This is a genomic window from Lacinutrix chionoecetis, assembly GCF_053604665.1.
In genome coordinates, this window is sequence record NZ_JBSHNQ010000087.1 from 333368 (window position 1) to 358648 (window position 25281).

Genomic DNA, 25281 nt, shown 5'->3' on the forward strand with positions numbered 1-25281 from the left:
TTATGACGAAGGAAAAAATTTTAGAATTACTAAAAAACAAATGGATAAAATGGATACTGTTAACATTGGCAGGTTTAGTTTTTTTATCTCTTGTATTCTATATAAGCATTTACTTTGGAGCATTTGGTAAATTACCAACTGAAAAGGAGTTAAGTAATTTAAAACAAGCTGAAGCCACTCAGGTTTTAGATACAAACGGTAAACTAATTGGAAAATATTATATTTACGACAGGCAACCGTTGGCTTACGAGGATTTCCCTAAGCATCTCTTAGATGCTTTAATAGCTACAGAAGATGTTCGTTTTTATGAGCATGACGGTGTAGACAATATGAGTTTGTTGCGTGTCTTTTTTAAAACAATTCTTTTTCAAGATCAATCTTCTGGAGGAGGCAGTACCATTACACTACAATTGGCTAAGAATTTATATGGAAGAAAAAAGCATTTCTTTTTTAGCACGATAATAAATAAAGTAAAAGAATCGATAGTTGCAAAACGCATAGAAACTATATACTCTAAAAAGGAAATTTTAACCATGTATCTCAACACAGTTCCCTTTCCAGACAACACCTACGGTATTGAGAGCGCATCGCGTAAATTTTTTAATGTGTCTACTCCTAATTTAACACTGTCGCAAGCAGCAACCCTAATAGGCACTTTAAAGGCGAATAGTTTTTATAACCCAAGGCGAAATATTGAAAAGAGCCAACAAAGAAGAGATATTGTTCTCTACCAAATGCTGAAATATAATTATATAACTGAAGCCGTTTACAATACCAAAAAACAAGATTCTATTATTTTAGATTATAAATCTTATAATCACGATTTAGGTATAGCGCCTTATTTTAGAGCCCAACTAAAAAAAGATGTAACCACCATTCTAAGTGCGTACAAAAAACCAAACGGAGAATCTTACGATTTGTATAAAGATGGTTTAAAAATACATACTACTTTAGACTATAATATGCAAACCTATGCCGAGGAAGCTATGAAATTGCACCTTACACAGTTACAAAACAGTTTTGAAGCATCTTACGGAGAAAAAGCACCATGGATAACAAATAAAAATTTAATTGAAAAAGCAATAAAAAATCTTCCTACTTACAAAAACTACAAAAAAGCCGGATTGAAAGAAGCTCAGATAATGGATTCGCTTTCTTTAAAACGAGATATTGAATTATTTAATTGGAAAGAAAACACCATACAACAAGCTTCTACAATAGATAGTTTACAACACTATTTAAAATTTTTAAACACTGGCATGATTGCCATCGATCCCAACAATGGTGCAGTAAAAACCTACATTGGAGGTATAGATTACCGCTATTTTAAATACGATCATGTTTCGCAAAGCGAAAGGCAAGTGGGCTCAACATTTAAACCATTTGTGTACACCGCTGCTATTGATAACGGAATGAAGCCATGCACATATTTTTCGCCCAAAGCCATAACTTATACAGACTATAACAATTGGACACCAACTAATTCCGGTAGTAAAGTAGAAGACCCACATATTAATTATAATTTAGAAACTGCGTTAAGCCAATCGGTTAACACTATAGCTGTAAAAGTGTTGAATAGTGTAGGTATAGAGAAGGTACTTGCACAAGCAAAGTCGCTTGGTATTACCAAACAATTACCAAAAGCGCCCTCCATTGCATTAGGTGTAGCAGAAATCAACATGCAAGAACTCGCTGGTGCTTACGCAAGTTACGTTAATAATAGCAAGCCGGTTAAGCCCTATTATATTACTAAAATTGAAGATAAAAATGGTAATGAAATAGTCTCTTTTATACCTGAAACTGCTCAACCTGTAGCGTATAGTAAATACACCAGACAGGTGTTGCTTGAAATTATGAAAGCGACTGTAAATAGCGGAACAGCTTCAAGATTAAGAACAACGTATAATTTAAAAAATGACATTGCAGGAAAAACAGGAACCACACAAGATAATAAAGATGGCTGGTTTGTTGGTGTAACACCAAATTTGGTAACCGTAAATTGGGTAGGAAACGATAATTATAATATTGGCTTTAAAACAACAGGATTAGGGCAAGGTGCAAATTCTGCACTACCAATTTTTGCTAAATTTTACCAGCAATTAAATGCAGATGCTACCTATAATTCCATTACTAAAAGTAAGTTCGAGACGCCTTTAAACGAAGTGATTGATGACTTAGATTGCGATGACAAAAAACGTGATAACTTCTTAAAAAGACTTTTTGGCAAAAAGAAAAACAAACGTAAATTTAAAAAGAAAAATTAATTATAGTTTTCTTTATTTAAATCACTCCGCTCTTCTAAAATAGAAATCTACAGTTTTTGGCTCTTCATTAACAGTTCCTTTAATCCAGGCATGAATAGAATCTTTGGCTGGATGAGAATAAGAAATTTGTGTGGGAAAATCATGCTCAGGATTTACAAAAGTAAAAACGCCGTCTTTGGTAGAATTTAATTTAAAAGTTACTGGCTTCTCATCATTTTGCTGGTAAGCACTCACGGTAAACAGCACTTGCTTTTCTTGTTGTTGAAGCGTTACACGTTCGGCAAAAACGGTATCGTTTTCAATTATTGTAAAACTGTGCGCTTTTAATGTGCTATCGTTTACTTTCGTCCAGTTTTCGTAGGATGCTTCAGTTTCAGTAATATTTGTCCAGTTACCAACAAGCCATTGCAATTGTTCTATGTTATTATATGTTTTGATGTCGGTTGTAACCTGCTTGGTATCTTTTTTACAAGCTATTACCAATAGAAGCAGTGGAAGAAGAAAAAGTGGTTTCATAAATAAGATAATTTGTAATCTACAAGTTACTATAAATAAAAAAGTGCTTCAATAATTTGAAGCACTTTTTTGGGACAAAAAATGGTATTTTAAAGTATTATTAGAAAGCGTAGCTTAATCCTAATAACCAATAAGATTGTAAATCGTTATCTACATTATCGAAAGTTGGAACAGGCTGTAGTGGTACAGCAAGAGGGTCGTACTGTCCTAAAGCATAATTAAGCGCTTCCTGTTTGTTGCTTCTTAAACCAAAATCGAAACCAACACCAATCATTTTCCATAAAGTATAGCTAAATGAGTTAGTCCAGGTTACGTTAGATAAATCGCCACTTTTATAACTTTGAAATGTTGATAAGTTAGATTTAAAACTCACTTTTCCAATTTGTCTAGTATAATCTGCAACAATTTTAGCACCTAAAGAAGACTCGAAAACAGCATCATTATCTGCAAATACAAAGTTATAGTTTAAAGGGTGTACTACCACTATTAAATTCTCAATAGGTGTCCAAGTACCACCAACACCAACATCTAAATAACCAGGATCATTAAAATTATCTAATAATGTTGTTCTGTATTCGGCCAAACCAGAAACAGCAAATTTTTCGCTTAATTTTCTTCCATATAAAGAAGAAATATTAAAGACATCTGTAGTTGGGTTAAAACCATCATCATCTAACTCTGTATCTTTATTATCTAATTTAACCCAGTTTAGGTTGGAATTTAATGAGTTTCTCCAGAAAAATTTATCCTCAATTAAATTGGCAAAAGCATTAATTGAAATGCCAATGTTTCCTGATGAATTATTTGGAGCGCCTTGAGAATACCAGTTATTAAAGTTTGAAATTGTTCCACCAATAGTTCCAAAAGCTCCTTTTCTCCAACCTGGAAGGGCGTCTATTTGCGCCTGAATAGCATTTGCTTCACTTTGAGCAGCATCTGCAGCAGCTTGTTTCTCTGCTTTTTGAGCTTTTAACTCTTCTTTAGTTTGTGCCTGCATTACTAATGCTCCAGCAAAGAATACAGCAAGTAATAAAATTTTTTTCATGAGTATTGAATTAATTAATATAAGTTGATTTGTAAAACGCTTGCAAATATATAATATGTAGGAATTTTACCAAAAATAAAGGATGAAGTTAATTATTTGATATTCAGACAAATAAATAATCAACAAACTTATTAACGTTTGTAAAGCGGCACAGAAGAGCAGGCTTCGCCATACATTAAAGATTTAGCAACTGGTTTTAGTTTTTTTATTAACATCGTGTAAGCATTTACAGGCACTGGCTTATGCGCGCAACCCTTAATGATTATTGGCTTATCTCTAAAGCTTTCAACGTCTATAGTGGCTATTATATCTTGATAAATTGAAGTTTCTAAATCCTCTAACGTTCCGATTATAGCTTTTTCGACAAAAGGTTCTAAATTAACGACTAATAACATAAAGGCCCAAGCTGGAATTATCGCATCTGCAGAGCAGGTAAGGGCAACATAGTTGTTTTGGTATTGTTCCCAGTTATGATTCTTGACATGTTCTCTAAAATCTTTTTCGCGTAATACCAAGCCTTCATAAAGCCAATCTTTAATATCAAACACTACTCGTTTTCCTTCAGGATAAAAATCCTCAAGATTAAATGTAACTAATTTGCTGTTTGCAACGCGATTTATTATTTGGTCTGCCATAATACAAAGATAAATATTTTACTGGTAGCCTTCTGCCTGAAGTTTAAATAGCTTGGCATATAAAGCTCCGTTTTTTATGAGTTCTTCATGAGTTCCAATTTCAAGAACTTTTCCATCCTCTAAAACTAAAATTCTGTTAGCTTGCCTAACGGTACTAAATCTATGCGAGATTATTATGCTTGTTTTGCCTTCAGTAAGTCCTATAAATCTGGAAAAAACGTCACTTTCTGCTTTGGCATCCAGAGCAGATGTAGGTTCATCAAGAATCATAACTTCGGCATCTTTCATATAAGCTCTTGCCAGTGCCACCTTTTGCCATTGTCCACCAGATAGCTCTTGGCCGTTAAAAAAACGTTTTCCTAATTGTTGGTTGTAACCATGTTTTAACTCAGAAACCACATCATTTGCCAAGCTTAATTCTGCAGCTTTTTCAATTTTTGGCAAATTATCAACTTCATCAATATTTCCAATAGCAATGTTTTCTTTTACAGTAAATTCATATTTAAAGAAATCCTGGAAAATAACACCAAAAAACTCCTGGTATTCGGCTTTATTAAATCGGTTTATGTTTATGCCGTCCAACAATATTTCTCCCGAAGTGGGTTCGTAAAAGCGTAATATTAATTTGGTTAATGTGGTTTTTCCAGCACCATTCTGGCCAACAAATGCTAATTTCTCACCTGCTTTTATAGAGAATGAAATACCTTTCAGTATTTCAATATCTGAACCAGGATAAGCAAAATAAACGTCTTTAAATTCGAAGCCTTGCTTTATATGTTTTGGAAGCGGCATATCTTCTTTTATTTTGGATAAGATTGAAATATCGATAAAATCGAAATAATCTTTAAGATATAATGCGCTTTCCGAAATACGTGTGAATTTTGAAAAGAAATCCTGAAGATTTCGCATTAATCTATTAAATGCTCCAGATAAAAAAGTAAGTTCTCCTAAAGTAATTACACCTGATAGTACTCTGTAAATAATAAAAATATAAGCGCCATAATAACTTAACGAGCCTAAAACATTAAAAACAAAACCTAATGCAGAACGCTTAATAGCCAGCGTTTTGTTAAGCTGGTAATATTCGTTAGATAGGTTTTTAAAGCGATCGACGATAAAATCGGTTAATCCAAAAAGTTTGATTTCTTTGGCTGTTTTATCGTTGGCTCCAATAAATCTTAAATAGTCCAGCTCTCGCCTTTCAGACGTCCAACTTCTTGCCAAAGAATATTGCTGTTGGCTAAAGCGAACTTCGTTTATAAACGATGGGATAATACTTAATACTAACAGTATAATAAGATAGGGTTCAAAATATATTAGTCCGGCTACAAGTGTTGCAATAGATATGGTGCTTTGTACTTGCCCTAAAACATTAGACATTAAACCCACACGTCCAGATGTTTGTGTTCTAGCCCTTTCCAGCTTATCGTAAAACTCTGAGTCTTCTAAAAGACTAATGTTTATTTGATTGGTTTTTTTTATAATGGTTACAGAGGTCGCAATATTATATTCATCTCCAAGTAACCCATCGGTTAGTGAGATGGCTCTGCTAATTAAATCGGAAAGGACAATTAAGGCAAATTCTATCGCGACATAGGTCCAGATTTGTGTATAATCTGAAACTTCCAGTTTGGTTTGTAATATAATTTCATCGATTATTAATTTTCCAATCCATAAAATAATTACTGGAAGCAATGCTCCTATTAACCTGCAAAACGCCGAGAGTAAAAAAAGTTTTTTATTTACATTCCAGATTTCTTTAAAAAAACGTGGAATGTAAACTAATGCATTAAAAGAAGACTTTAAGTTTGTTTTCTTGTTCTCCTTTAAAGATTTTGGTGTTGGGCGTCTTGGCAATGTATTGGTGTTATAACATACCTAATTCCAGCTTCGCTTCTTCACTCATTAAGTCTTGAGACCAAGGCGGATCGAAAGTTATTTCAACTTCTGCATCTTTAACCTCTTTAAGAGATTTTACTTTTTCTTCAACTTCAAGAGGTAACGTTTCGGCTACTGGGCAATTAGGCGTAGTTAACGTCATTAATATTTTTACATCGTAATCTTCGTTTACAAAAACGTCGTAAATTAACCCTAATTCGTATATGTCTACAGGAATTTCCGGATCGTAAATAGTTTTTATAACTGCTACAATTTTTTCCCCTAATGCTGTTGTGTCTATGGTTGTATCGCTCATCGAAAAATTTATTTTTTAATTGCCGTTAAACGGAATTTTTTTATTGTAATTGTGTTTGGTATGCGATGGCATACATTTTTAATTGCTTTATCATACTTACCAAACCATTAGCTCTGGTTGGCGATAAGTGTTCTTTTAAACCTATTTTATCTATAAAATCGGTATTAGCCTCAATAATATCTTTTGGATGCTGATTTGAGAAAGCACGAATTAAAATGGCAATAATACCTTTAGTAATAATAGCATCACTATCTGCTGTAAATGCTACCTTATCGTCATTCATTTCGGCATGAACCCAAACTTTACTTTGGCAACCTTTAATAATATTATTTTCGGTTTTATATTGGTCGTTAATTAATGGTAATTCCTTACCTAAATCTATCATGTATTGGTAGCGTTCTTCCCAATCTTCAAACATTGAAAATTCGTCTACAATTTCATCCTGTATGTCCTGTATGGTTTGCATTAAAATTGTTTTATACAAAAATACAATAAGTAAAGAGGATAGTCAATTAATTACTGTTTTTCAGCAGTTTTTAGTAAAGTATTAACTAATTCTGCAATTTCTTCAGGTGGATTTCCTGCATCAAAAGATGTAGAAGTATATGTTTTGCCATCTTTAGTTATGGTTAAGGAGGCAATGGCAGCACCATCGTATTGATGCGCTTTAGTTGGTGCTTCTAATTCACTAATAGAAGCAAGATCTACAGCGTTAACAAGATTGTTAATCTCTGTTTGAGTATTATCGTTAAGCGTTTTTATAGTTGCTTCTTCATTTCTGTTTTTTTTAACAGAAAACGTGTTGTTTTCTATTTTACAAGCATAGTAAAACCCTCTGGATACTGCTGTATATTCAATCGTTGAGTAGTCCTGTGCCATTTTATTATTAGTTGTTGTCTCCATAATTTTGTTAGCACTTACCATAACGTTGTCGCCTTGTTTTAAAAGTAATTCACCAGCTTCAAGCGTAAAATGCGTAGTACTATTTAATGCTTTAAGCATGTTTTGCTCTAAGGTATTACTTTCTCCTCTACACATTTTTTTTGTTGACGCTAATTCGCTTAAAGAAATGGTATTATCTGTAATTTTAAAAGTTCCAAAAAAACGATTACAACCAGAATAGCCAGAGACTTTATTTGTTTTGTCATCGAAGGAAATAGTAAGTGGCTCGCTTATATTTTTAGAGTCTTTTACAACCGTTATCGTATAATCTCCCGAAAGTTGCTCAGTTTGATCCATAGTGTCGGTTAATGTTGTGGCGTTAATTTCTTTTGTATTACCGCAAGATTCGGCCAATATAGTAGCTAAAAGGATGATAAAGAATTTCATTTTTATTAAATTTTGTTTTATATAATATACAAAAAAGACGCCAAAAATGACGTCTTATAAATTTTTATGTTTTTAAATTTTAATTTAACATAGATGCTCTTGCTCCACCAGGTGAAAATATAGAACGCATTCTAGTTTTTTGTCCTTCAGAAAACATATTCATACATGCATCATCTACATAATCCATATAATTCATAGTCATGTCATTAGAGCGACAGTTTACTGTTGGGTACGATGGACAGCCGTAGTTAGGTGCATCTGAAGAAGGTGTATCTGCAACAAAATCATCTTGCTTACATCTACCGTCTCCCCAAATATGGCGTAAGTTAAGGTAGTGACCAACTTCGTGAGTCAAGGTTCTGCCTTGATTGTAAGGTGCTGCAGAGCCACCAGGTAAACTACTATATAATACAACAACTCCATCTGTTGCTGATGGGCCTCCTGGAAATTGCGCATATCCTAATATACCACCGCTAATATTGCATACCCATATATTTAAATGTGTAGATGGTGTAATTGGAGGATATGCATTTTTAACTGCATCATTTGTACTCCATGATGGGTTTGAGTTTGAGTGTCTAAATGTTCCAGCTAAAGTAAAATTTATTTCAGAATCTGCTACTAATCCAGCAAATTCAGTCGGCACTTGATTAATATCATTATTGGTTGCTCTAAAACCATTATTTAAAACAGAAATTTGAGAATTGACCTGTTGATCGCTAACGTTTTGTTGGGAATTGCTGTATACAATATGCACATATACAGGTATGTTTAAAACGCCAAGATTATCATCTACTGGATCGCCTCCATTATTACCATTCCCATTTCCGTTTCCATTCCCATTTCCACCACCTGGTTTTCCCTTAGCAGCAATAAATGCTCTTGAATGGTACTCAACATCGTACATTTTTTTTCCAAGGTCTTTATTCTCATTAAGTAGTCTATTTAAATTTACCATCGAATGGCAAACATTTTTACCTTCAGCCAATCTAGAAGATTCGTCAATATCTGCATCGGTATAAAGATAAAAATCAGACATATCTACTTTTGATTGCTCATCATCGATAATATCATTTTTATCATCACTACATGAAGAGAATAGCAGGCCAACTACTGCAAGGCTTAAAAATATTTTTTTCATAATTTAATAAGGGTTTAAGTTAAATTTTTATGAATATACATTTTTAACGTTAAGTTGTTGAGAAATTATTATTTATTCGTTGAAGTACTAACAAAAAAAAATCGTTCAATTATAGATTGCACGAACTTTTTTACTCTTAGCAGAGTTGAATTAAGATAGCATCATTTTTGCTTTTTTAACGCCTTCTACCAATACATCTATTTCTTCTTTTGTATTGTAAAATGCAAACGATGCTCTAACCGTTCCTGGAATTTTGTAGTAATCCATAATGGGTTGCGCGCAATGGTGACCTGTTCTTACAGCAATTCCCATTTTATCTAAAAGCGTACCAACATCGTAAGGATGAATGCCTTTAATATTAAATGAAATTACTGAAGTTTTATTTTTAGATGTTCCATAAATTTTTAAGCCTTCAATCTCTAAAAGCTTTTTGGTGCCATAATCTAACAGCTCACTTTCGTATTCGGCAATGTTTTTAAAGCCTATAGTATTCATATAATCTATGGCAGCGCCAAAAGCAATCCCGCCACAAATGTTAGGGGTTCCGGCTTCAAATTTATGTGGCAACCCTGCGTAGGTTGTTTTTTCGAATGAGACTTGATCTATCATTTCGCCACCTCCTTGGTAAGGTGGTAATTTTTCCAGCCATTCCTGTTTTCCATAAAGCATACCAACACCTGTTGGTCCACACATTTTATGGGCAGAAGTAACATAAAAATCGACATCCAGCTTTTGTACGTCTGGTTTTACATGCGGACAAGCCTGTGCGCCATCTATTAAAACTGCAGCACCAACATTGTGTGCTTTTTCAATAATGGTTTCAATTGGATTTATAGTGCCTAAAGCATTAGAAATATGATTGACGAAGACCAGTTTTGTTTTATCTGAAAGTAATTTAAAGTAAGCATCCATATCCAGTTCGCCATTTTGGTTCATTGGAATTACTTTTAAAACAGCACCTGTTTTTTCGCATAACATTTGCCAAGGCACAATATTACTGTGGTGCTCTAGAGCAGAAACAATAATTTCATCGCTTTTTTTTAGCATTGCCGAAAAACCATGGGCAACAAGATTGATACTTTCTGTTGTGCCAGAAGTGAGTATAATCTCGTAGGGATGTTCTGCATTAAAATGCTTTTGAATCGTATTTCTCGCGGCTTCGTATTTGTCTGTTGCTTCTTGGCTTAACGTGTGTACACCTCTGTGAATATTAGCATTGTAATTACTGTAATAATCTACAATAACGTCTATAACTTGCTGTGGTGTTTGCGAGGTTGCAGCATTATCGAAATAAACCAAAGGTTTACCATTTACTTTGCGCTGAAGTATTGGGAAGTCTGCTCTTATTTTTTGTATATCAACCATCAATTATTTGTAATATTTTATTTGCTTGCCATCGAAATAACCAATGCCATTTAGATTTGTCAAAAATACGAAACGTTTTTCATCTAAAAATTCAAATTTCTTGACAGCCATTTGAGATCCAACCGAATGAGACAAACCTCCTTTCCATAATAGAGTAGGTTTGAGAATTAATTCTTTTGAAAACCCATTATCTTTTTCAGATAATTTAAAAAAACCTCTGTTCGAATAGTAATAAATTGAATTATTATAGGAGTTGAAAGTAATTGGTCCTAAATACTCTACTAGGTTTTTTACTTTTTGCTTTTTTTTGTTTCTGATTATCTCATGCTCATTATAATCCAAAATGGAATCCAGAGACGCACTGTCGTAAAAATTCTTAAAATCTGTTTTAGAATAAATTGAGATATTTCCGCTAATAAAGAAATGATGCGTACTTTGAGAAATAAAAATATTTCCACTTTTGTCTTCAGCTATCCCTTTAACGCCATTATATATAGGTATTTGTGCAGGGAATTTATAAATTAACTTATTATCTATTAGTTTTATTTTTGTTGGGAAAGTGTCAATAATTGCTTTTTTATAGTTATGCTCCCTGTTCCATTTTTGTTCTTCTTTATAGGTTAAATGTCGATTAATATCTAAATATTCCTCCTCAAAAAATATTCTTTTATCAAGATCAAAGAACCAAGTATATTGTCCAAATTCTCCTCTGTCATAAGTTAGCCAAATTCTATTTTCTTCATCTAAATAGCATAAGCTAGGCTTACTTAAATATCTCGTAATTGTATCAGGGCTGCTATTTCTTGGATTAAAAATTCTATTTTTTCCTTTAGGATAATAATAGTTGTTTCTATAATATCCACCTCTTGTAGTTAAAACCACTGGTTTATTATTTTTAGAAACGAATAAGGCTATTGCTTCTCCATGGAAGCTATCTTTTTTTAGCCAAATGCCTTTACCATTTAATGAAAGTATTTCTTTGTTTACAGTAGTTGCAAATAACTTGTTCTCTTTGGATTTAGCAATATTATTAATTCCGGGCTTTGTTTCATTAATAAAGTTAGAAGTAATATCCCAAATAACTAAACTATCACCTTCTGTAATAGCATAAATCTCATTTTTAACAGTTATAAAATCCTTATAATTTGTTTTTAAAGATTCGAATTTTTTAGATGGAATACTATCTTGAGAAAATAAGAAGTATGGAATTATTATAAAATAAAGTAATTGTATTTTTTTCATAATGGTTAGTTTTAAATGAAATTTAAAACTATAAACTATCAATTAATTTTAAAATTACTAATGAGTAAACATGCCCTTTGGCTGCGTGAAATGAATAAAAAAACTGCTTCTATATTTAGAAACAGTTTTTATATAATTTATAAGGCTTTTACTGTCGTGATAACTAAAGGTCAAACCCAATATTAACACCCAGTTTTTTAGCTATTAACTTTGTAATACGTTGTTTTAATTCTGGAATTTTTACAGAATCTAAAACGTTATTACTAAAAGCAAACATTAATAAAGCTCTTGCTTCTTTTTCTGGAATACCACGTTGTTTCATATAAAACAAAGCGTTTTCGTCCAATTGACCAATGGTACAACCGTGTGAGCATTTTACATCGTCTGCAAAAATTTCAAGTTGCGGTTTTGTGTTAATCGAAGCTTTATCACTTAGTAAAATATTATTGTTAGCCTGGAACGCGTTTGTTTTTTGAGCTAATTTATCGACTACAACCTTGCCATTAAATACGCCTGTAGAACTATCTGCAAAAATACCTTTGTAATCTTGGTGACTCTCGCAATTAGGCTCTATATGGTGTACTAACGTGTTGTGGTCTACATGTTGTTTTTCGCCAATAATGGTAATGCCTTTCATGGTAGAGTCCATGTGCTCACCATTTTGGTAAAAGTTAAGATTGTTACGTGTTAATTTTCCTCCAAAAGAAAAAGTATGTACTAAACAATGACTCTGATCTTTCTGGTCCACGTAAGTGCTATCTATTAAAGAAGCATTTTTATTATCGTTTTGTAACTTATAATAATCTACAATGGCACGTTTGTTTGCAAAAATTTCGGTAACACAATTAGTTAATACAGGGTTATCTGTTAAACTTTGGTGGCGTTCTATAATTTGAACATGAGAATTCTCGTCGACCACAATTAAATTTCGTGGCTGAAGCATTAATGCTGCTTCATTTCCTGTAGAAAAATGTAAAATTTGAATTGGTTTTTCAACCAATTTGTTTTTTGGAATATGTATGTAAGCACCTTCATTAGAAAATGCTGTGTTTAGTGATACTAAGCTCTCTTTAGTCGCTATTTTATTGAAATAATTTTCAATAATTAATCTGTATTTAGGCTTATTTAAAGCCGAAGACATTAAACAAACATCTATACCATCGTGTGTAACTTGAGATAAATGCGATGAATATTTTCCATCTATAAATACAATCTTATAGGTGTCGATATCATGAAGAAAATACTTTTTAATGTCTTTGTAATCTAAAGCGTTTTCTTGTTTTGGGAACACACTATAATCTTCTTTTAAGATGCTTTTAAGCGATGTGTATTTCCATGCCTCATCTTTTTTAGAAGGAAAACCTACAGTTTCGAACGTTTTAATAGCATCGGTTCTAATGTCATGAACAGGTGAATCTACATCGATGTCGTTTTCGAATGCTAAAAATGATGATACTAATTTATCTTTTAAACTCATGTTTTTTTCAGTTTTCAGTTTTCAAACGTCGTTTTCAGTAAAATGAAAAACGATAGAAATCTGGATACTATTTAATCTTTTTTATTCGCATTAGTATTTGAGTATTCAGGATTGAGTAAGCAATTGCAAACTGCTACTGAAACTACCAACTCACTAAGCGTTCACTTCTTCTTTAATCCAGTCGTAACCTTTTTCTTCTAATTCGTGTGCTAAAGAAGCGTCTCCAGTTTTTACAATTTTACCATTGTACAATACATGTACAAAATCTGGAACAATATGCTCTAAAAGACGTTGGTAATGCGTGATAACTACAACAGCATTGTCCTTAGATTTTAATTTATTTACACCATTAGCAACAATACGTAGGGCATCGATATCTAATCCAGAATCGGTTTCATCTAAAATAGCTAATTTTGGTTCTAACATTGCCATTTGAAAAATTTCATTACGTTTTTTCTCTCCTCCAGAAAACCCTTCGTTTAAAGAACGAGATAAAAATTTACGATCAATTTCTAAAAGTTCAGACTTTTCACGTATAAGTTTAAGCATATCTTTTGCGGGCATGTCTTCAAGACCTTTTGCTTTGCGTGTTTCATTAATTGCTGTTTTCATGAAGTTAGTAACAGAAACTCCCGGAATTTCTACAGGATATTGAAACGATAAGAAAATACCTTTGTGCGCACGTTCTTCAGTAGCTAAATCTTCTAACTCTTCTCCTTCAAAAGTTATACTACCTTTTTCTACTTCGTATTCTTCTTTTCCAGCAATTACAGAAGCTAACGTACTTTTACCAGAACCATTAGGTCCCATAATAGCATGTACTTCTCCGGCTTTAACCTCAAGGTTAATGCCTTTTAAAATTAATTTATCTTCAACACTTGCGTGTAAATTTTTTATTTGTAACATAGTCTTATTTTCCTATTTTAATCACTTCGTTTTGTTTAGCATCTAATGCTTTAACGCTTTCTATTTCTTTAATATCAACTTTAAAAGGCCAGCCTTCCTCGTTTTCTGTTTTTGGAATTATTTTGCCCCGAACCTGTACATGGACACCATCTGTAGCTTCTTTTCTGTAAGCTTGTGCTTTTTTATTTAGTTCTTTTGTTTTTTCATTTAAAACCACACCATAAACATTGTTTCCTACTTGTAAAACCGCGGCATCTGCATAGTAAATAAACTCACCAGAAAGTAAGGTTAAACCGTCATTTTGTTTGGCTGTTTTTTCTGAACTATTTGTATTAATAGTTGAGGTCTCTGTTTGTTTAGAATCATTTTTACAAGCGGTAAAAATGGAGAGACATAAAATTAAAAGAACACTTACTTTTTTCATTTTTGTTTTCCGTGAAAACGGCTGCTTTTTTAATTAAACTTTTGTTTACAAGATTTTATTTTTATTGAAAATGAGGTTTTAACCTACAGAACCTTCAAGGCTTATTTCTAATAATTTTTGTGCCTCTACAGCAAACTCCATTGGTAATTTATTTAATACCTCTTTACTAAAACCATTTACAATTAGTGCAATTGCTTTTTCTGTATCTATACCACGTTGGTTACAATAGAAAATTTGATCTTCACCAATTTTACTTGTTGTAGCCTCGTGCTCTATCATTGCGCTTTTGTTTTTAGCTTCTATGTAAGGAAACGTGTGAGCACCACAATCATTTCCCATTAATAAACTATCGCATTGCGAGAAGTTACGTGCATTGTCTGCACGTGAACTTATTTGTACTAAACCACGATAAGAATTTTGAGATTTTCCTGCCGAAATACCTTTAGAAATAATGGTTGATTTGGTGTTTTTACCCAAATGAATCATTTTTGTTCCAGTATCTGCCTGTTGGTAATTGTTTGTTACCGCAATAGAATAAAATTCGCCCACAGAGTTATCACCTTTTAAAATACATGAAGGATATTTCCAGGTTACTGCACTTCCTGTTTCCACTTGTGTCCATGAGATTTTTGCGTTTTTCTCGCAAATTCCTCTTTTGGTTACAAAATTATAAACACCACCTTTTCCTTCGGCATTTCCCGGATACCAGTTTTGTACTGTGCTGTATTTTATTTCGGCATCATCCAGCGCAATAAGTTCTACAACTGCTGCATGCAATTGGTTTTCATCACGACTTGGAGCTGTGCAACCTTCGAGGTAAGAAACATAACTACCTTCGTCTGCAACAACTAATGTACGTTCAAATTGCCCTGTACCAGCTTGATTGATTCTAAAATATGTTGATAATTCCATTGGGCAACGCACGCCTTTTGGAATATAACAAAAAGACCCGTCACTAAAAACTGCAGAATTTAATGCAGCATAGAAGTTGTCTTTTTGGGGAACAACAGTTCCTAAGTATTTTTTTACAAGTTCTGGATGTTCTTTTATGGCTTCAGAAATACTCATAAAAATAATTCCTTTTTCCCCTAATGTCTTTTTAAAAGTAGTTGCTACAGAAACAGAATCTATAACCACATCCATTGCTACATTGGCTAATTTTTTTTGCTCGTCTATAGAAATTCCTAATTTTTTAAAAGTTGCTAAAAGCTCTGGATCTACTTCGTCTAAGCTATCGTACTTAGGTTTGCTATTAGGAGCAGAATAGTAAGAAATGGCTTGAAAATCGGGCTTAGTATAATTAACATTTGCCCAATCTGGTTCTTCCATCTCTTGCCAGACTTTAAACGCTTCCAGTCTCCATTGTGTCATCCACTCTGGTTCTTCTTTTTTCTTAGATATTGCGCGAACAATGTCTTCGTTTAAACCAATAGGAAATGTTTCAGACTCAATGTCTGTATAAAAACCATATTCGTATTCTTTGGTTTTAAGTTCTTCTCTTAAATCGTCTTCTGTGTATTTCGACATAGTTCTTTCTTTCAATTTTATAATGAGAAACTTTCTCCACAACCGCAAGTTCGGTTAGCGTTGGGATTGTTAAACACGAAACCTGTTCCGTTTAATCCTCCCGAATATTCTAAAGTGGTACCAATAAGGTATAAAAAGCTTTTTTTATCGATAATAATTTTTACACCATTATCTTCAAATACTTTATCTTCTTCCTGCTGCGTTTTATCGAACTTTAAATCGTAAGATAAACCAGAGCAGCCACCACTTTTAACACCAACACGAACGTAGTCTGTGCCGGCATTGTAGCCATCATCTGCCATTAACTCTATGACCTTTTTTTTAGCTGTATCTGAAACTTTTATCATATTCTTATATAGAATTTATCTAAATAGAGTGCAAAGATACAATATTAGTCGCTTTTAGCAAGGTGTCCTAACATTATATTAGCATATGCGCTAATAGGTATTTCTTATGAAAAACTTTGTGGTAAGACTTAATTCTGAAAATCTGGGTTGTTAAGAAATGATGGATCCGACAGTGTTAACAAAAAGGCTTTTAAATCGGCTTTATCTTGAGCAGAAAGATTTACACCTCCTTGTTGCACTTTTTTCATAAGCGGATCAATGGTTTCTGAGTCTTGAAGTCCTGTGCTGTAAAACTCTATAACTTCCTCTAAAATAGCAAACCTACCATCGTGCATATATGGTGCTGTGTAAGCTAAGTTTCTAAGCGATGGACTTTTAAATTTTCCATTATCGTTTACATCGCCTGTTACAGCGCCTAAGCCTAAATCTGTAAACGTGGAATCTAATCCATTGTTATGAAAAATATTATCGGTCCATAATGGATTATTTGGGTTTCCATGGCAATGAAAACAATCACCTCTGGTTTCATCCATAAATACATCCAATCCATTTTGTTCTTGTGGTGTAAGCGTTGTCTGACCTAAAGTAAACTTGTCGAATTTAGAATTTGCAGAAATAAGTGTACGCTCAAATTGAGCAATAGCATTTGTTGCCAATTCTTTTGTAATGGTAGATGTTTTAAAGGCTAAACGGAATAATTCTGGATAGTCTGCATCAGATTGTAATCTGTCGACAACCTCATCCCAATTGCTATGCATTTCTACTGGATTTTGAACAGGCTCTAGAGCTTGGCGCTCTAAACTTAATTCTTTGCCATCCCAAGTAAAGCGCTCTCCGTAATTCCATGCTAAATTGAATAACGGCATCGAATTTCGTGCGCCAAATACGCCATCTATACCTTCGCTTGTTGGTGTATTGTCTGTAAATGCGTTTTGTGGCATATGGCAACTTGCACAAGCCATAGATTGGTCTCCAGAAAGTTTAGTGTCGAAAAATAATTTTTTGCCCAAAGCAACACCTTCAACTGTTTGTGGGTTGTTAACTGGTATAACAGGTGCAATAATAGTTTGCTGAAAAATCTGTGGAATATTTAATGGTTGAGGTGTAGGTTCATATGCTTCCGTTTCAGGTGTATCGTCTTTAGAGCACGCCGAAACAGATAGAATTAGTAATAGGTATATAAACCAGTGTTTCATTAAATGTTATTAACTATTTAATTTATGTTAAATACACTCATCACGTTATCCTGCATCATTTTTTGTGCATCATAGTTGGGCATTAATGGTGTGTCAAGCACGTTTAAATCCCATGTATGCGGATTTACAAAAAATTCTGCAATATTCATATTCACTTCAATGGTTGTATTATTATCTATAACTATTGGTGTGTTTAATTCTATTGTAGCAAAATTTTGTTCAAAAATATCTGTGCTTACGCGAGCAGTTCCATTGTGAAAATTAAACGGACTTGGTGTGGTGTCTACATTATACATGCCATCAAATTGCAGAAAGTGATAGCCACCACCCAACATTGTTGGCCAATTCCACGATACGCTGTTTAAATCTGTATAAACACCATCTATATTATCTTCTTCGTTAAATCCCCAAACAAATTTTAAAGTATAAGTTCCAGTAGGAATAGTATTATTTACTGGTGTAAAATCGTAGGTAGACTCGTCTTCTAAGTCTGTAAATTTGTAACCATCAAAGCTATAAGTCGTTCCATTAGTATCTACTAACTGAAATCTTGAAACCAGATATCTAATCCTTGCTATATTTATGCTTTCTCCGTTAGCATTAACAACAGTCTCGGTTGTTAGATTACTGCTGTTTAGAGTAACATCGTTCCATGTGTGAGAAAATTCAAAACTCACATCTGCATTAGCAGTCGCGTTATCATCGTTATCTTCACCACAGGCAGTAAATGCCAAAGTTGTAAATAGTAACAAGGCAAAAATCTTTTTCATAATTTTTTTATTTTATTGTTATCAGTAATAAATCTGAAAACCCTTTGTTTTCGATAATATCCTCATCGTTGCTGTAGGAATCTCCCACAACAACAACAGTTTGGTCGTTAAGTTCTGCAATTCCATACGCGAAATCTATATTTGTACCACCAATAGTTTGTTGCCACATTAAAGTACCACTACTATTAATTTTTAGAGCCCAAGCATCGTTTTGCCCTTTGTTTTCACTTACGTCAACATCACTGCTTCTTGAACTTCCAGCCAAAACAAAGCCACCATCTTGTGTTGCTTTTATAGCTCTCGCTACATCGAAACTGGTACCTCCATACGTTTTTTCCCAAAGTAATTCACCTGAAGGCGAAATTTTAATAAGCCACAAATCGGCTGCCCCAATATTATTAGATACGTTGGCATCGTTACTTCTGGTATCTCCAGCGATTAAAAAATTCCCATCACCAGATTTTACAATAGCCCAAGCCTCATCGATTTGGCTACCTCCAAAAGATTTTTCCCATTCAATAGCTCCGCTTGCAGAAATTTTAACAACCCAAAAGTCGTAAGATCCAATATTGTTAGAAATATCTGTATCCATACTATCTGATCCACCAACAATAATGAAACCATTATCTTCTGTTTGTACAACACTTTCTGGAGTATCTGTAAATAATCCACCGTAATACTTACTCCATTCTATAGTTCCTGAAGCGTCTAGTTTTAAAGCCCAATAATCTCCACCAGCATGTTTGTTACTGCTTTTAGAGGTGTTACCATCTCCACCAGAGGCTGTTACATCTAAAACCCCAGTTATTAAATAGCCAGTATCGTTAGTTTGTATTACCGAAATGCCATAGTCTGCGCCTTGATAACCAAAAGATTTTTGCCAAATAATATTTCCAGAAGCATCCAATTTTGCCAACCAATAATCTTGCTGACCGTTATTGCTAGAAACATCGCCATCGTTACTATAAGTAGAACCTAATATAGCGTAGCCACCATCTGTAGTTTGAATGATGTCCTTCCCTTTATCGTCTGCTGTTCCACCATAGGTTTTATTCCATTGAATCTCGTTTTCAGAATTGAATTTTAATACCCAGAAATCGTAGCTTTCGTCTTGTTTATCGGTTATGTCTCCATCCATACTTTGTGAAAATCCTAAAACAGCGTAACCTCCATCGTTTGTTGCTACAACTTTTTCTCCTGTTTCATTTTTAGAACCTCCATATGTTTTAATACTTTCTATAACACCTGCAATATTTTGATTTATTGGTATTACATCATCATCTTTTTTACATCCTGATATTGTGAGCAGGAGAAAAGAAAATATTATAAATGGTTGTTTAAAAAACATACTAATTACTTTTTTTTACTACAAAGAGACCTCCTTCGATGTCACTTATTATAATATTACCACTGGCAAAATATGGATACACACTCCATACGCCATTAAAGCTGGCACTGTTGCTTGATGGGTAGGTATCGAAATATGCTGTTTCTGTCATTGAGTTAGAAGATGCAGCAATGTTTGTAATATCTAATATTCTTAGTCCTGCTCTATAATTAGCAAGGTAATATTCATTATCTTTTACGTACCCATTATGATCTATTGCAGCAGTTGGGCCTGTGTAAGTTGATGATAAAGTTGGATTATCTAAATCTGTGAAATTAAAAACCAATGTTTTTGTATTAAAACCAAAACTTTGCTCATCTACCTCATCGCCAAGAATAAAATAAGCATGATCATCTGTAAACCAGCCTTGATGCGCATAAGCTGTTTGTGGGTAAGTAAATTCGCTTATTGGTACTACATTTGTTTTGTTGGTAACATCTAAAACAACCACTTTATCTGAATTGCCATTACTGCCTACATAAATTTGTCTTCCGGTATAATCTGAATCTGGCCCATTATAAGTTACTACCTGTGCATCGTGAGAATAGCCTCCAGCTGTATAATCGCCTAAGAATATTGGATTTAATGGATTAGAAATATCAACAAAAATTGGACCTCCACCATTAGTCCCAGAGCAACCCACTAAATAAGCGACTGCTTCACTTTCGTTAATAACTATATTATGGCAACTTCCAACACCAGAGTAGATAGCATCTGCTGTAAATGTTTCTGGAGCATTGGTTACATTTCGTAATCGTGTTAAATCGAATACCTGCATACCATGAGGACCAACACCATCTGCGACAATAAAAGCATAATTATTATAAACCTTAACGTCTCTCCAAAAATTTGATCCTGCATTAGAGTCTAATCTTCCTAAAAATAGTGGATTTAATGGGTCTGTAACGTCAACAAAAGCGGTGCTATTAGTTAATGCTATTAAAGCATATTCATTTCCATTTAACGTGTCTGTCCATCCCCAAATATCACTACCTTCGGTATTAGAGCTACCACCAAGCGTTGCGGCATCTATAATTGACATTAAATCTATGCCGTTACAAGGATAAATACCAGCCATACCATTTTCACAAGGAAATAGCGGTTGGTTATCACACACATCTCCAATGCCATTGTTATTAGAATCTGCCTGGTCCGGATTTTCTAAAAGTGGACAATTATCTACATCATTTGGAATGCCATCACCATCAATATCTGAATCACAAACATCTCCAATTCCATCTCCATCTGTATCTATTTGATCGGTGTTACTAATACTCACGCAATTATCAAAATCATCTGGAATACCATCATTATCTTCATCTTGTTCACAGGCATCACCTATTCCATTATTATCTGCATCTGCCTGATCTGGATTCGCAAAAAACGGACAATTGTCTAAACCATCTATAACACCATCGCCATCACCATCTGGATCGCAAGCATCACCAACGCCATTTCCATCTAAATCAATTTGATCAGGGTTTGCTGTTTCTAAGCAATTATCCTGAGTGTTTGGAATGCCATCACCATCTGAATCTGCCATAGGAGTACTATCTACATTTTCGTCTTGACAACTATGTAGTGTTACACCAAAAGCAATAAAGATGAGTGCGATGGTAATAGTTTTTTTTATGTTTTTCATTTTTTGCAATTTATTTTAATATCAATTTTTTAGTTACAGAATTATTGATTTTAATTAAGAATATTCCTGAAGCGTAATCTTTTGTTGGTAAAACGAAGGTCGAAGCATTTATATTGTCTCTCTCAAATACTTTTTGACCAAGTACATTATAGATAGCAATGCTATTTATTATAGCATTATTATTCCCTTTTAAAGTTGAGGTTGATGTTGTAGGGTTAGGAGACAAAGTAAAATTGTTTGAAGTCGTAAATGAAGGTACGCTTAGGGTGCCACTTCTTCTAACAATAAACAAACCACTTTCAATGTCATTTATAACAATGTTTCCACTTGCAAAGTATGGATAAATGCTCCATGCTCCGTTAAAACTGGTATTGTTATGAGCAGGATAAGTATCGAAAAACCCAATTTCTGCATTTGTATTGTTGCTGGAGACTAAAGTTGGTACATCTAATACGCGTAGTCCAGCTGTATAACTTGCCATATAAAAAGAATCACCGTTTACATATCCATTATGGTCTATTGCCGAAGTTGGGCCAAAATAATCATTTATTAAATTTAAGGAAGTATTAGAAAAATCGGCATCTAAATCTAAAAAATCGAAAATTATTGTGCGTGTATTGCCTCCAAAAGCCTGCTCGTCTATTTCATCTCCTAAAATAAAATATCGCTGGTCTGTAGTAAACCAACCTTGGTGCGCATAAGCTGTTTGCGGGTAGGAGAACTCATTTATTGCAATTACATTACTCTTGTCGGTAACATCAAGAATAACAACTTTGTCTGAATTTCCATTACTTCCAATATAAATTTGCTTTCCAGTATGTTCTGTGTCTGGGCCGTTATATGTAATCACTTGGGCATCATGAGTGTAGCCTCCAGCCGTATAATCTCCCAATGTAGTTGGGTTTGAAGGATCACTTATATCTATAAAAATTGGACCACCACCATTGGCAGAACCGCAACCCACTAAATAAGCGATGCCTTCAGATTCATTTATTACAATGTTATGGCAGCTGCCAATAACTAAGTCATCAGTTCCACCATCTCCAGTATAATTTAAAACTTGCGCGCCATCAAAAGTTAAATCTGCATCGATTCCATTTCTTAAAATAGTTAAATCGAATATTTGCATGCCATGATTTCCAATAATATCTGCTACAATAAACGCATGATTATTATATACTTTTACATCTCTCCATGTAGAGGTATTACCATTAGCAGAATTAATACGACCTAAAAAAATTGGATTTAAAGGATTAGTAACATCTACAAATGCCGTGCTATTTGTTGTAGCTACTATGGCATACTCGTTTCCGTTTAATGGATCTGTCCAGCCCCAAATATCGCTTCCCTCGGGAGTTCCAGATGTTGTAGCTAAAGTAGAAACAGGTATTATAGACATTAAATCATAATCATTACATGGGTATATGCCAGCCATACCAGATACGCATGGTGTTTGAGCAATTATAACATTGTAAAATGAAAAAGAAATAAGTAGGACTAAAAAGTAATTTTTAAGCATTTGGGCTAAATTTAAAAAATAAGTTGCACGAAATTAATAATAATAAACGATAAAACGTTGATTTTAAAAGATAAAGTGTAGCATTCTTGCGTTTTTTATCAGAAAATTATACAAGTTTATTGAAGAATGTAAAATTTACACAAGCATTATAATTATCCTTCTTATTTTTGCACCATGATAGAAGATAAAAATCAACAACGAACACCGTTAAGTACATTAGGAGAATTTGGTTTAATTGAGCATCTTACCAAACAGTTTGAAATTAAACAAAAGTCTACAATAAAAAGTATTGGAGATGATGCTGCTGTTTTAGATTTAAAAGCAAAACAAATTGTGGTCACCACAGATATGTTGGTTGAAGGTGTACACTTCGATTTAAGCTATGCGCCTTTAAAACACTTGGGTTATAAAGCTGTAGTTGTAAACCTCTCTGATGTCTACGCAATGAACGCCGAAGCTACACAAATTACAGTCTCTATTGCTGTCTCTAATCGTTTTCCTTTGGAAGCTTTAGAAGCTTTGTACGAAGGTATCGCTTTAGCTTCAAAAATATATAATGTTGATGTTGTAGGTGGAGATACTACGTCTTCTACATCTGGTTTGTTAATTTCGGTTACTGCCATAGGTGAAGTAAATAAAAAAGATGTGGTTTACCGAAGTGGCGCGAAACCAAACGATTTATTAGTAGTTACAGGAGACTTGGGAGGTGCTTATATGGGACTTCAAATTCTAGAACGTGAAAAAGAAGTTTTCAAGGTTAACCCAAATAACCAACCAGATTTAGAAGCTTATACTTACATTATGGAGCGTCAATTAAAACCGGAAGCACGAAAAGATATTGTTAAGCTGTTAAAAGATTTAAATGTTAAGCCTACTGCAATGATAGATGTTAGCGATGGGCTATCTTCAGAAATTTTACACATCTGTAAGGCAAGTCGTGTAGGCTGTGATTTGTATGAAGAAAAAATTCCTTTAGATCCACAAGTTATTTCAACCTGCGAGGAGTTTAATATCGATAGTACAACGGTAGCGTTAAATGGAGGAGAGGATTACGAATTATTAATGACGATTTCTCAGGAAGATTTCCCAAAAATTAAGGCAAATCCTAATTTAACAGTTATTGGTTATATAACTGAAGAAAACGCTGGAGCACATTTAGTGACCAGAGCAGAAACCAAAATTCCTATTGAAGCTCAAGGCTGGAAGACTTTTAATAGTTAAAAAAATCTAAGAGGACATTTTATACGCCGTAAGTAATTCTTCCCGACGCAATCTGGCCTGCCTTTTATTATGAATTTTAGATAAAATAGAATTAATTTCTTGGTATTTGGGTGTAAGTTCGACAAGGTTTCCTCTACCGTTAGTAGTTAACTGTTTGTTGCACTTACAACATTTGTACTCTTTTACATGATAAGTAATTTTTTTGGACACCTCGTATTTATGTCCAAAAACATTACAGAAAAAATGAGGTACCGTTGCTATTTTGTTGGTTGATTTTTTCATAATTTTCATTATTACGATTGTTAAGGCGCTCAAACTTAATGAAACAAATCAAATTAACCGATAAAAAGCTATTTTTTTTCGACGAAATGCATTATTTGTTTAATAAAATTTATTTTATTTTCGATGTGGCTCATATGTCCTTCAGAAAAAACATGCGTTTCAATAGCATGTATTTCAGAAAATTCTACCATTTTTTCAACGTTAAGAATACTATCTTTCTCACCTAATAAAATTACTTTTTTAAATGTAGCTTGAGCAAAAAATACCGAAGAGTCCTCACGTTGTCGCATGCCTTCGTTAGCAGCCATATATCCTTGAAGCGGTGTTTTTAAAGCAATTTGAAGAGCATTATCATAGGCTTCAGCATGTTTTAATTTGCTCGTTGCACTAAACAGGTTTGCAAAACTCATGCGCACCATGTTTTCGTAATTGGTTTGTACCATTTTGTTGGCACGAGCCCTTAGTTTTTTTCTTTCCTCATCATCTGCCTCGTAAGTAGAGTTTAGTAAGCTTATTCCTTTTACTGTTTCAGGAAATAATTTTGCAAAAGCTAAAGCCACATAGCCACCCATAGAATGCCCTACAAAAGTATATTTTCTTAATTTTAAATGTTTCAACACGTAAAAAACAGCATGTGCCATATCTTCCATAGTGTGGACATAGCCAAGAGATTCGGTTTTGCCATGCCCTAATAAATCGATAGTAATTACTCTGTGATTTCTGGATAATTCTGGTATTAAATCTGTCCACATTTGGCTATCTTCTAAAAAACCATGTAGCAGAACAATAGCAGAACCTTTACCAGTGTCTGTATAAAAAATATTGATGTGTTTGTACTCTAAATTCATATTT

Annotated in this window: 24 protein-coding genes; 2 read left to right on the plus strand and 22 right to left on the minus strand. The window is 33.7% G+C overall.

Features of this window, described 5'->3' with window-relative positions; genetic code table 11:
* Window positions 1–2: 2 nt before the first annotated feature.
* The gene (locus ACVC43_RS16435) at window positions 3–2264 is read left to right on the plus strand and encodes a transglycosylase domain-containing protein (protein ID WP_452225633.1); all 2262 of its coding nucleotides are present in this window, start codon (window positions 3–5) and stop codon (window positions 2262–2264) included.
* 21 nt (window positions 2265–2285) lie between these two features.
* Here the strand turns inward: ACVC43_RS16435 and ACVC43_RS16440 are convergent, their stop codons facing one another.
* The 20 genes from ACVC43_RS16440 to ACVC43_RS16535 all read right to left on the minus strand — a co-directional run bounded on the left by ACVC43_RS16440 (window position 2286) and on the right by ACVC43_RS16535 (window position 22926).
* On the minus strand, window positions 2286–2780 hold the full coding sequence (locus tag ACVC43_RS16440) for a DUF6265 family protein (RefSeq protein ID WP_452225634.1): 495 nt from the start codon (window positions 2778–2780) through the stop codon (window positions 2286–2288).
* Between the two features lie 100 nt (window positions 2781–2880).
* Window positions 2881–3825, minus strand: a complete 945-nt coding sequence (locus ACVC43_RS16445; protein WP_452225635.1) for a DUF3078 domain-containing protein — start codon at window positions 3823–3825, stop codon at window positions 2881–2883.
* 131 nt (window positions 3826–3956) lie between these two features.
* The gene (locus ACVC43_RS16450; protein ID WP_452225636.1) at window positions 3957–4460 is read right to left on the minus strand and encodes a DUF2480 family protein; all 504 of its coding nucleotides are present in this window, start codon (window positions 4458–4460) and stop codon (window positions 3957–3959) included.
* Window positions 4461–4478: 18 nt separating this feature from the next.
* The gene (locus tag ACVC43_RS16455) at window positions 4479–6317 is read right to left on the minus strand and encodes an ABC transporter ATP-binding protein (RefSeq protein ID WP_452225637.1); all 1839 of its coding nucleotides are present in this window, start codon (window positions 6315–6317) and stop codon (window positions 4479–4481) included.
* A gap of 10 nt (window positions 6318–6327) precedes the next feature.
* On the minus strand, window positions 6328–6654 hold the full coding sequence (locus ACVC43_RS16460; protein WP_452225638.1) for a DUF59 domain-containing protein: 327 nt from the start codon (window positions 6652–6654) through the stop codon (window positions 6328–6330).
* Between the two features lie 40 nt (window positions 6655–6694).
* The gene (locus tag ACVC43_RS16465; protein WP_452225639.1) at window positions 6695–7120 is read right to left on the minus strand and encodes a SufE family protein; all 426 of its coding nucleotides are present in this window, start codon (window positions 7118–7120) and stop codon (window positions 6695–6697) included.
* A gap of 50 nt (window positions 7121–7170) precedes the next feature.
* On the minus strand, window positions 7171–7983 hold the full coding sequence (locus ACVC43_RS16470; protein WP_452225640.1) for an META domain-containing protein: 813 nt from the start codon (window positions 7981–7983) through the stop codon (window positions 7171–7173).
* A 79-nt stretch (window positions 7984–8062) separates the two neighbouring features.
* Complete coding sequence (locus tag ACVC43_RS16475; RefSeq protein WP_452225641.1) at window positions 8063–9124, minus strand: zinc metalloprotease; 1062 nt, start codon at window positions 9122–9124, stop codon at window positions 8063–8065.
* 150 nt (window positions 9125–9274) lie between these two features.
* Window positions 9275–10489, minus strand: a complete 1215-nt coding sequence (locus tag ACVC43_RS16480; protein ID WP_452225642.1) for an aminotransferase class V-fold PLP-dependent enzyme — start codon at window positions 10487–10489, stop codon at window positions 9275–9277.
* A 3-nt stretch (window positions 10490–10492) separates the two neighbouring features.
* Window positions 10493–11731: a hypothetical protein gene (locus ACVC43_RS16485; protein ID WP_452225643.1), complete on the minus strand. Its 1239-nt coding sequence runs from the start codon at window positions 11729–11731 to the stop codon at window positions 10493–10495.
* Between the two features lie 163 nt (window positions 11732–11894).
* Complete coding sequence (gene sufD, locus ACVC43_RS16490; protein ID WP_452225644.1) at window positions 11895–13208, minus strand: Fe-S cluster assembly protein SufD; 1314 nt, start codon at window positions 13206–13208, stop codon at window positions 11895–11897.
* A 153-nt stretch (window positions 13209–13361) separates the two neighbouring features.
* Entirely contained in the window at window positions 13362–14114 is a 753-nt protein-coding gene (gene sufC, locus ACVC43_RS16495; RefSeq protein WP_452225645.1) for a Fe-S cluster assembly ATPase SufC, read from the minus strand.
* 4 nt (window positions 14115–14118) lie between these two features.
* The gene (locus ACVC43_RS16500; protein WP_452225646.1) at window positions 14119–14538 is read right to left on the minus strand and encodes a hypothetical protein; all 420 of its coding nucleotides are present in this window, start codon (window positions 14536–14538) and stop codon (window positions 14119–14121) included.
* 78 nt (window positions 14539–14616) lie between these two features.
* Window positions 14617–16065, minus strand: a complete 1449-nt coding sequence (sufB, locus tag ACVC43_RS16505) for a Fe-S cluster assembly protein SufB (protein ID WP_452225647.1) — start codon at window positions 16063–16065, stop codon at window positions 14617–14619.
* Between the two features lie 17 nt (window positions 16066–16082).
* Window positions 16083–16412: a HesB/IscA family protein gene (locus ACVC43_RS16510; RefSeq protein WP_452225648.1), complete on the minus strand. Its 330-nt coding sequence runs from the start codon at window positions 16410–16412 to the stop codon at window positions 16083–16085.
* 128 nt (window positions 16413–16540) lie between these two features.
* The gene (locus tag ACVC43_RS16515) at window positions 16541–17608 is read right to left on the minus strand and encodes a cytochrome-c peroxidase (protein WP_452225649.1); all 1068 of its coding nucleotides are present in this window, start codon (window positions 17606–17608) and stop codon (window positions 16541–16543) included.
* Between the two features lie 17 nt (window positions 17609–17625).
* On the minus strand, window positions 17626–18378 hold the full coding sequence (locus ACVC43_RS16520; RefSeq protein ID WP_452225650.1) for an MbnP family protein: 753 nt from the start codon (window positions 18376–18378) through the stop codon (window positions 17626–17628).
* Between the two features lie 7 nt (window positions 18379–18385).
* Window positions 18386–19726, minus strand: a complete 1341-nt coding sequence (locus ACVC43_RS16525; protein WP_452225651.1) for a hypothetical protein — start codon at window positions 19724–19726, stop codon at window positions 18386–18388.
* Between the two features lies 1 nt (window position 19727).
* Window positions 19728–21407 (minus strand): choice-of-anchor B family protein, encoded by a 1680-nt coding sequence (locus ACVC43_RS16530; protein ID WP_452225652.1) that lies wholly within the window; start codon window positions 21405–21407, stop codon window positions 19728–19730.
* 10 nt (window positions 21408–21417) lie between these two features.
* Window positions 21418–22926, minus strand: a complete 1509-nt coding sequence (locus tag ACVC43_RS16535) for a choice-of-anchor B family protein (RefSeq protein ID WP_452225653.1) — start codon at window positions 22924–22926, stop codon at window positions 21418–21420.
* Window positions 22927–23100: 174 nt separating this feature from the next.
* On the opposite strand from ACVC43_RS16535, the gene thiL reads away from it, so the two are divergent.
* Window positions 23101–24147 carry a thiamine-phosphate kinase gene (gene thiL, locus ACVC43_RS16540; protein WP_452225654.1) on the plus strand — a complete coding sequence of 349 codons (1047 nt, stop codon included), beginning with the start codon at window positions 23101–23103 and terminating at the stop codon, window positions 24145–24147.
* Window positions 24148–24153: 6 nt separating this feature from the next.
* On the opposite strand, the gene ACVC43_RS16545 is transcribed toward thiL, so the two are convergent.
* Both ACVC43_RS16545 and ACVC43_RS16550 read right to left on the minus strand, forming a co-directional pair.
* Entirely contained in the window at window positions 24154–24429 is a 276-nt protein-coding gene (locus tag ACVC43_RS16545; RefSeq protein ID WP_452225655.1) for a hypothetical protein, read from the minus strand.
* A 68-nt stretch (window positions 24430–24497) separates the two neighbouring features.
* Window positions 24498–25277 (minus strand): alpha/beta fold hydrolase, encoded by a 780-nt coding sequence (locus ACVC43_RS16550; RefSeq protein ID WP_452225656.1) that lies wholly within the window; start codon window positions 25275–25277, stop codon window positions 24498–24500.
* Window positions 25278–25281 lie beyond the last annotated feature (4 nt).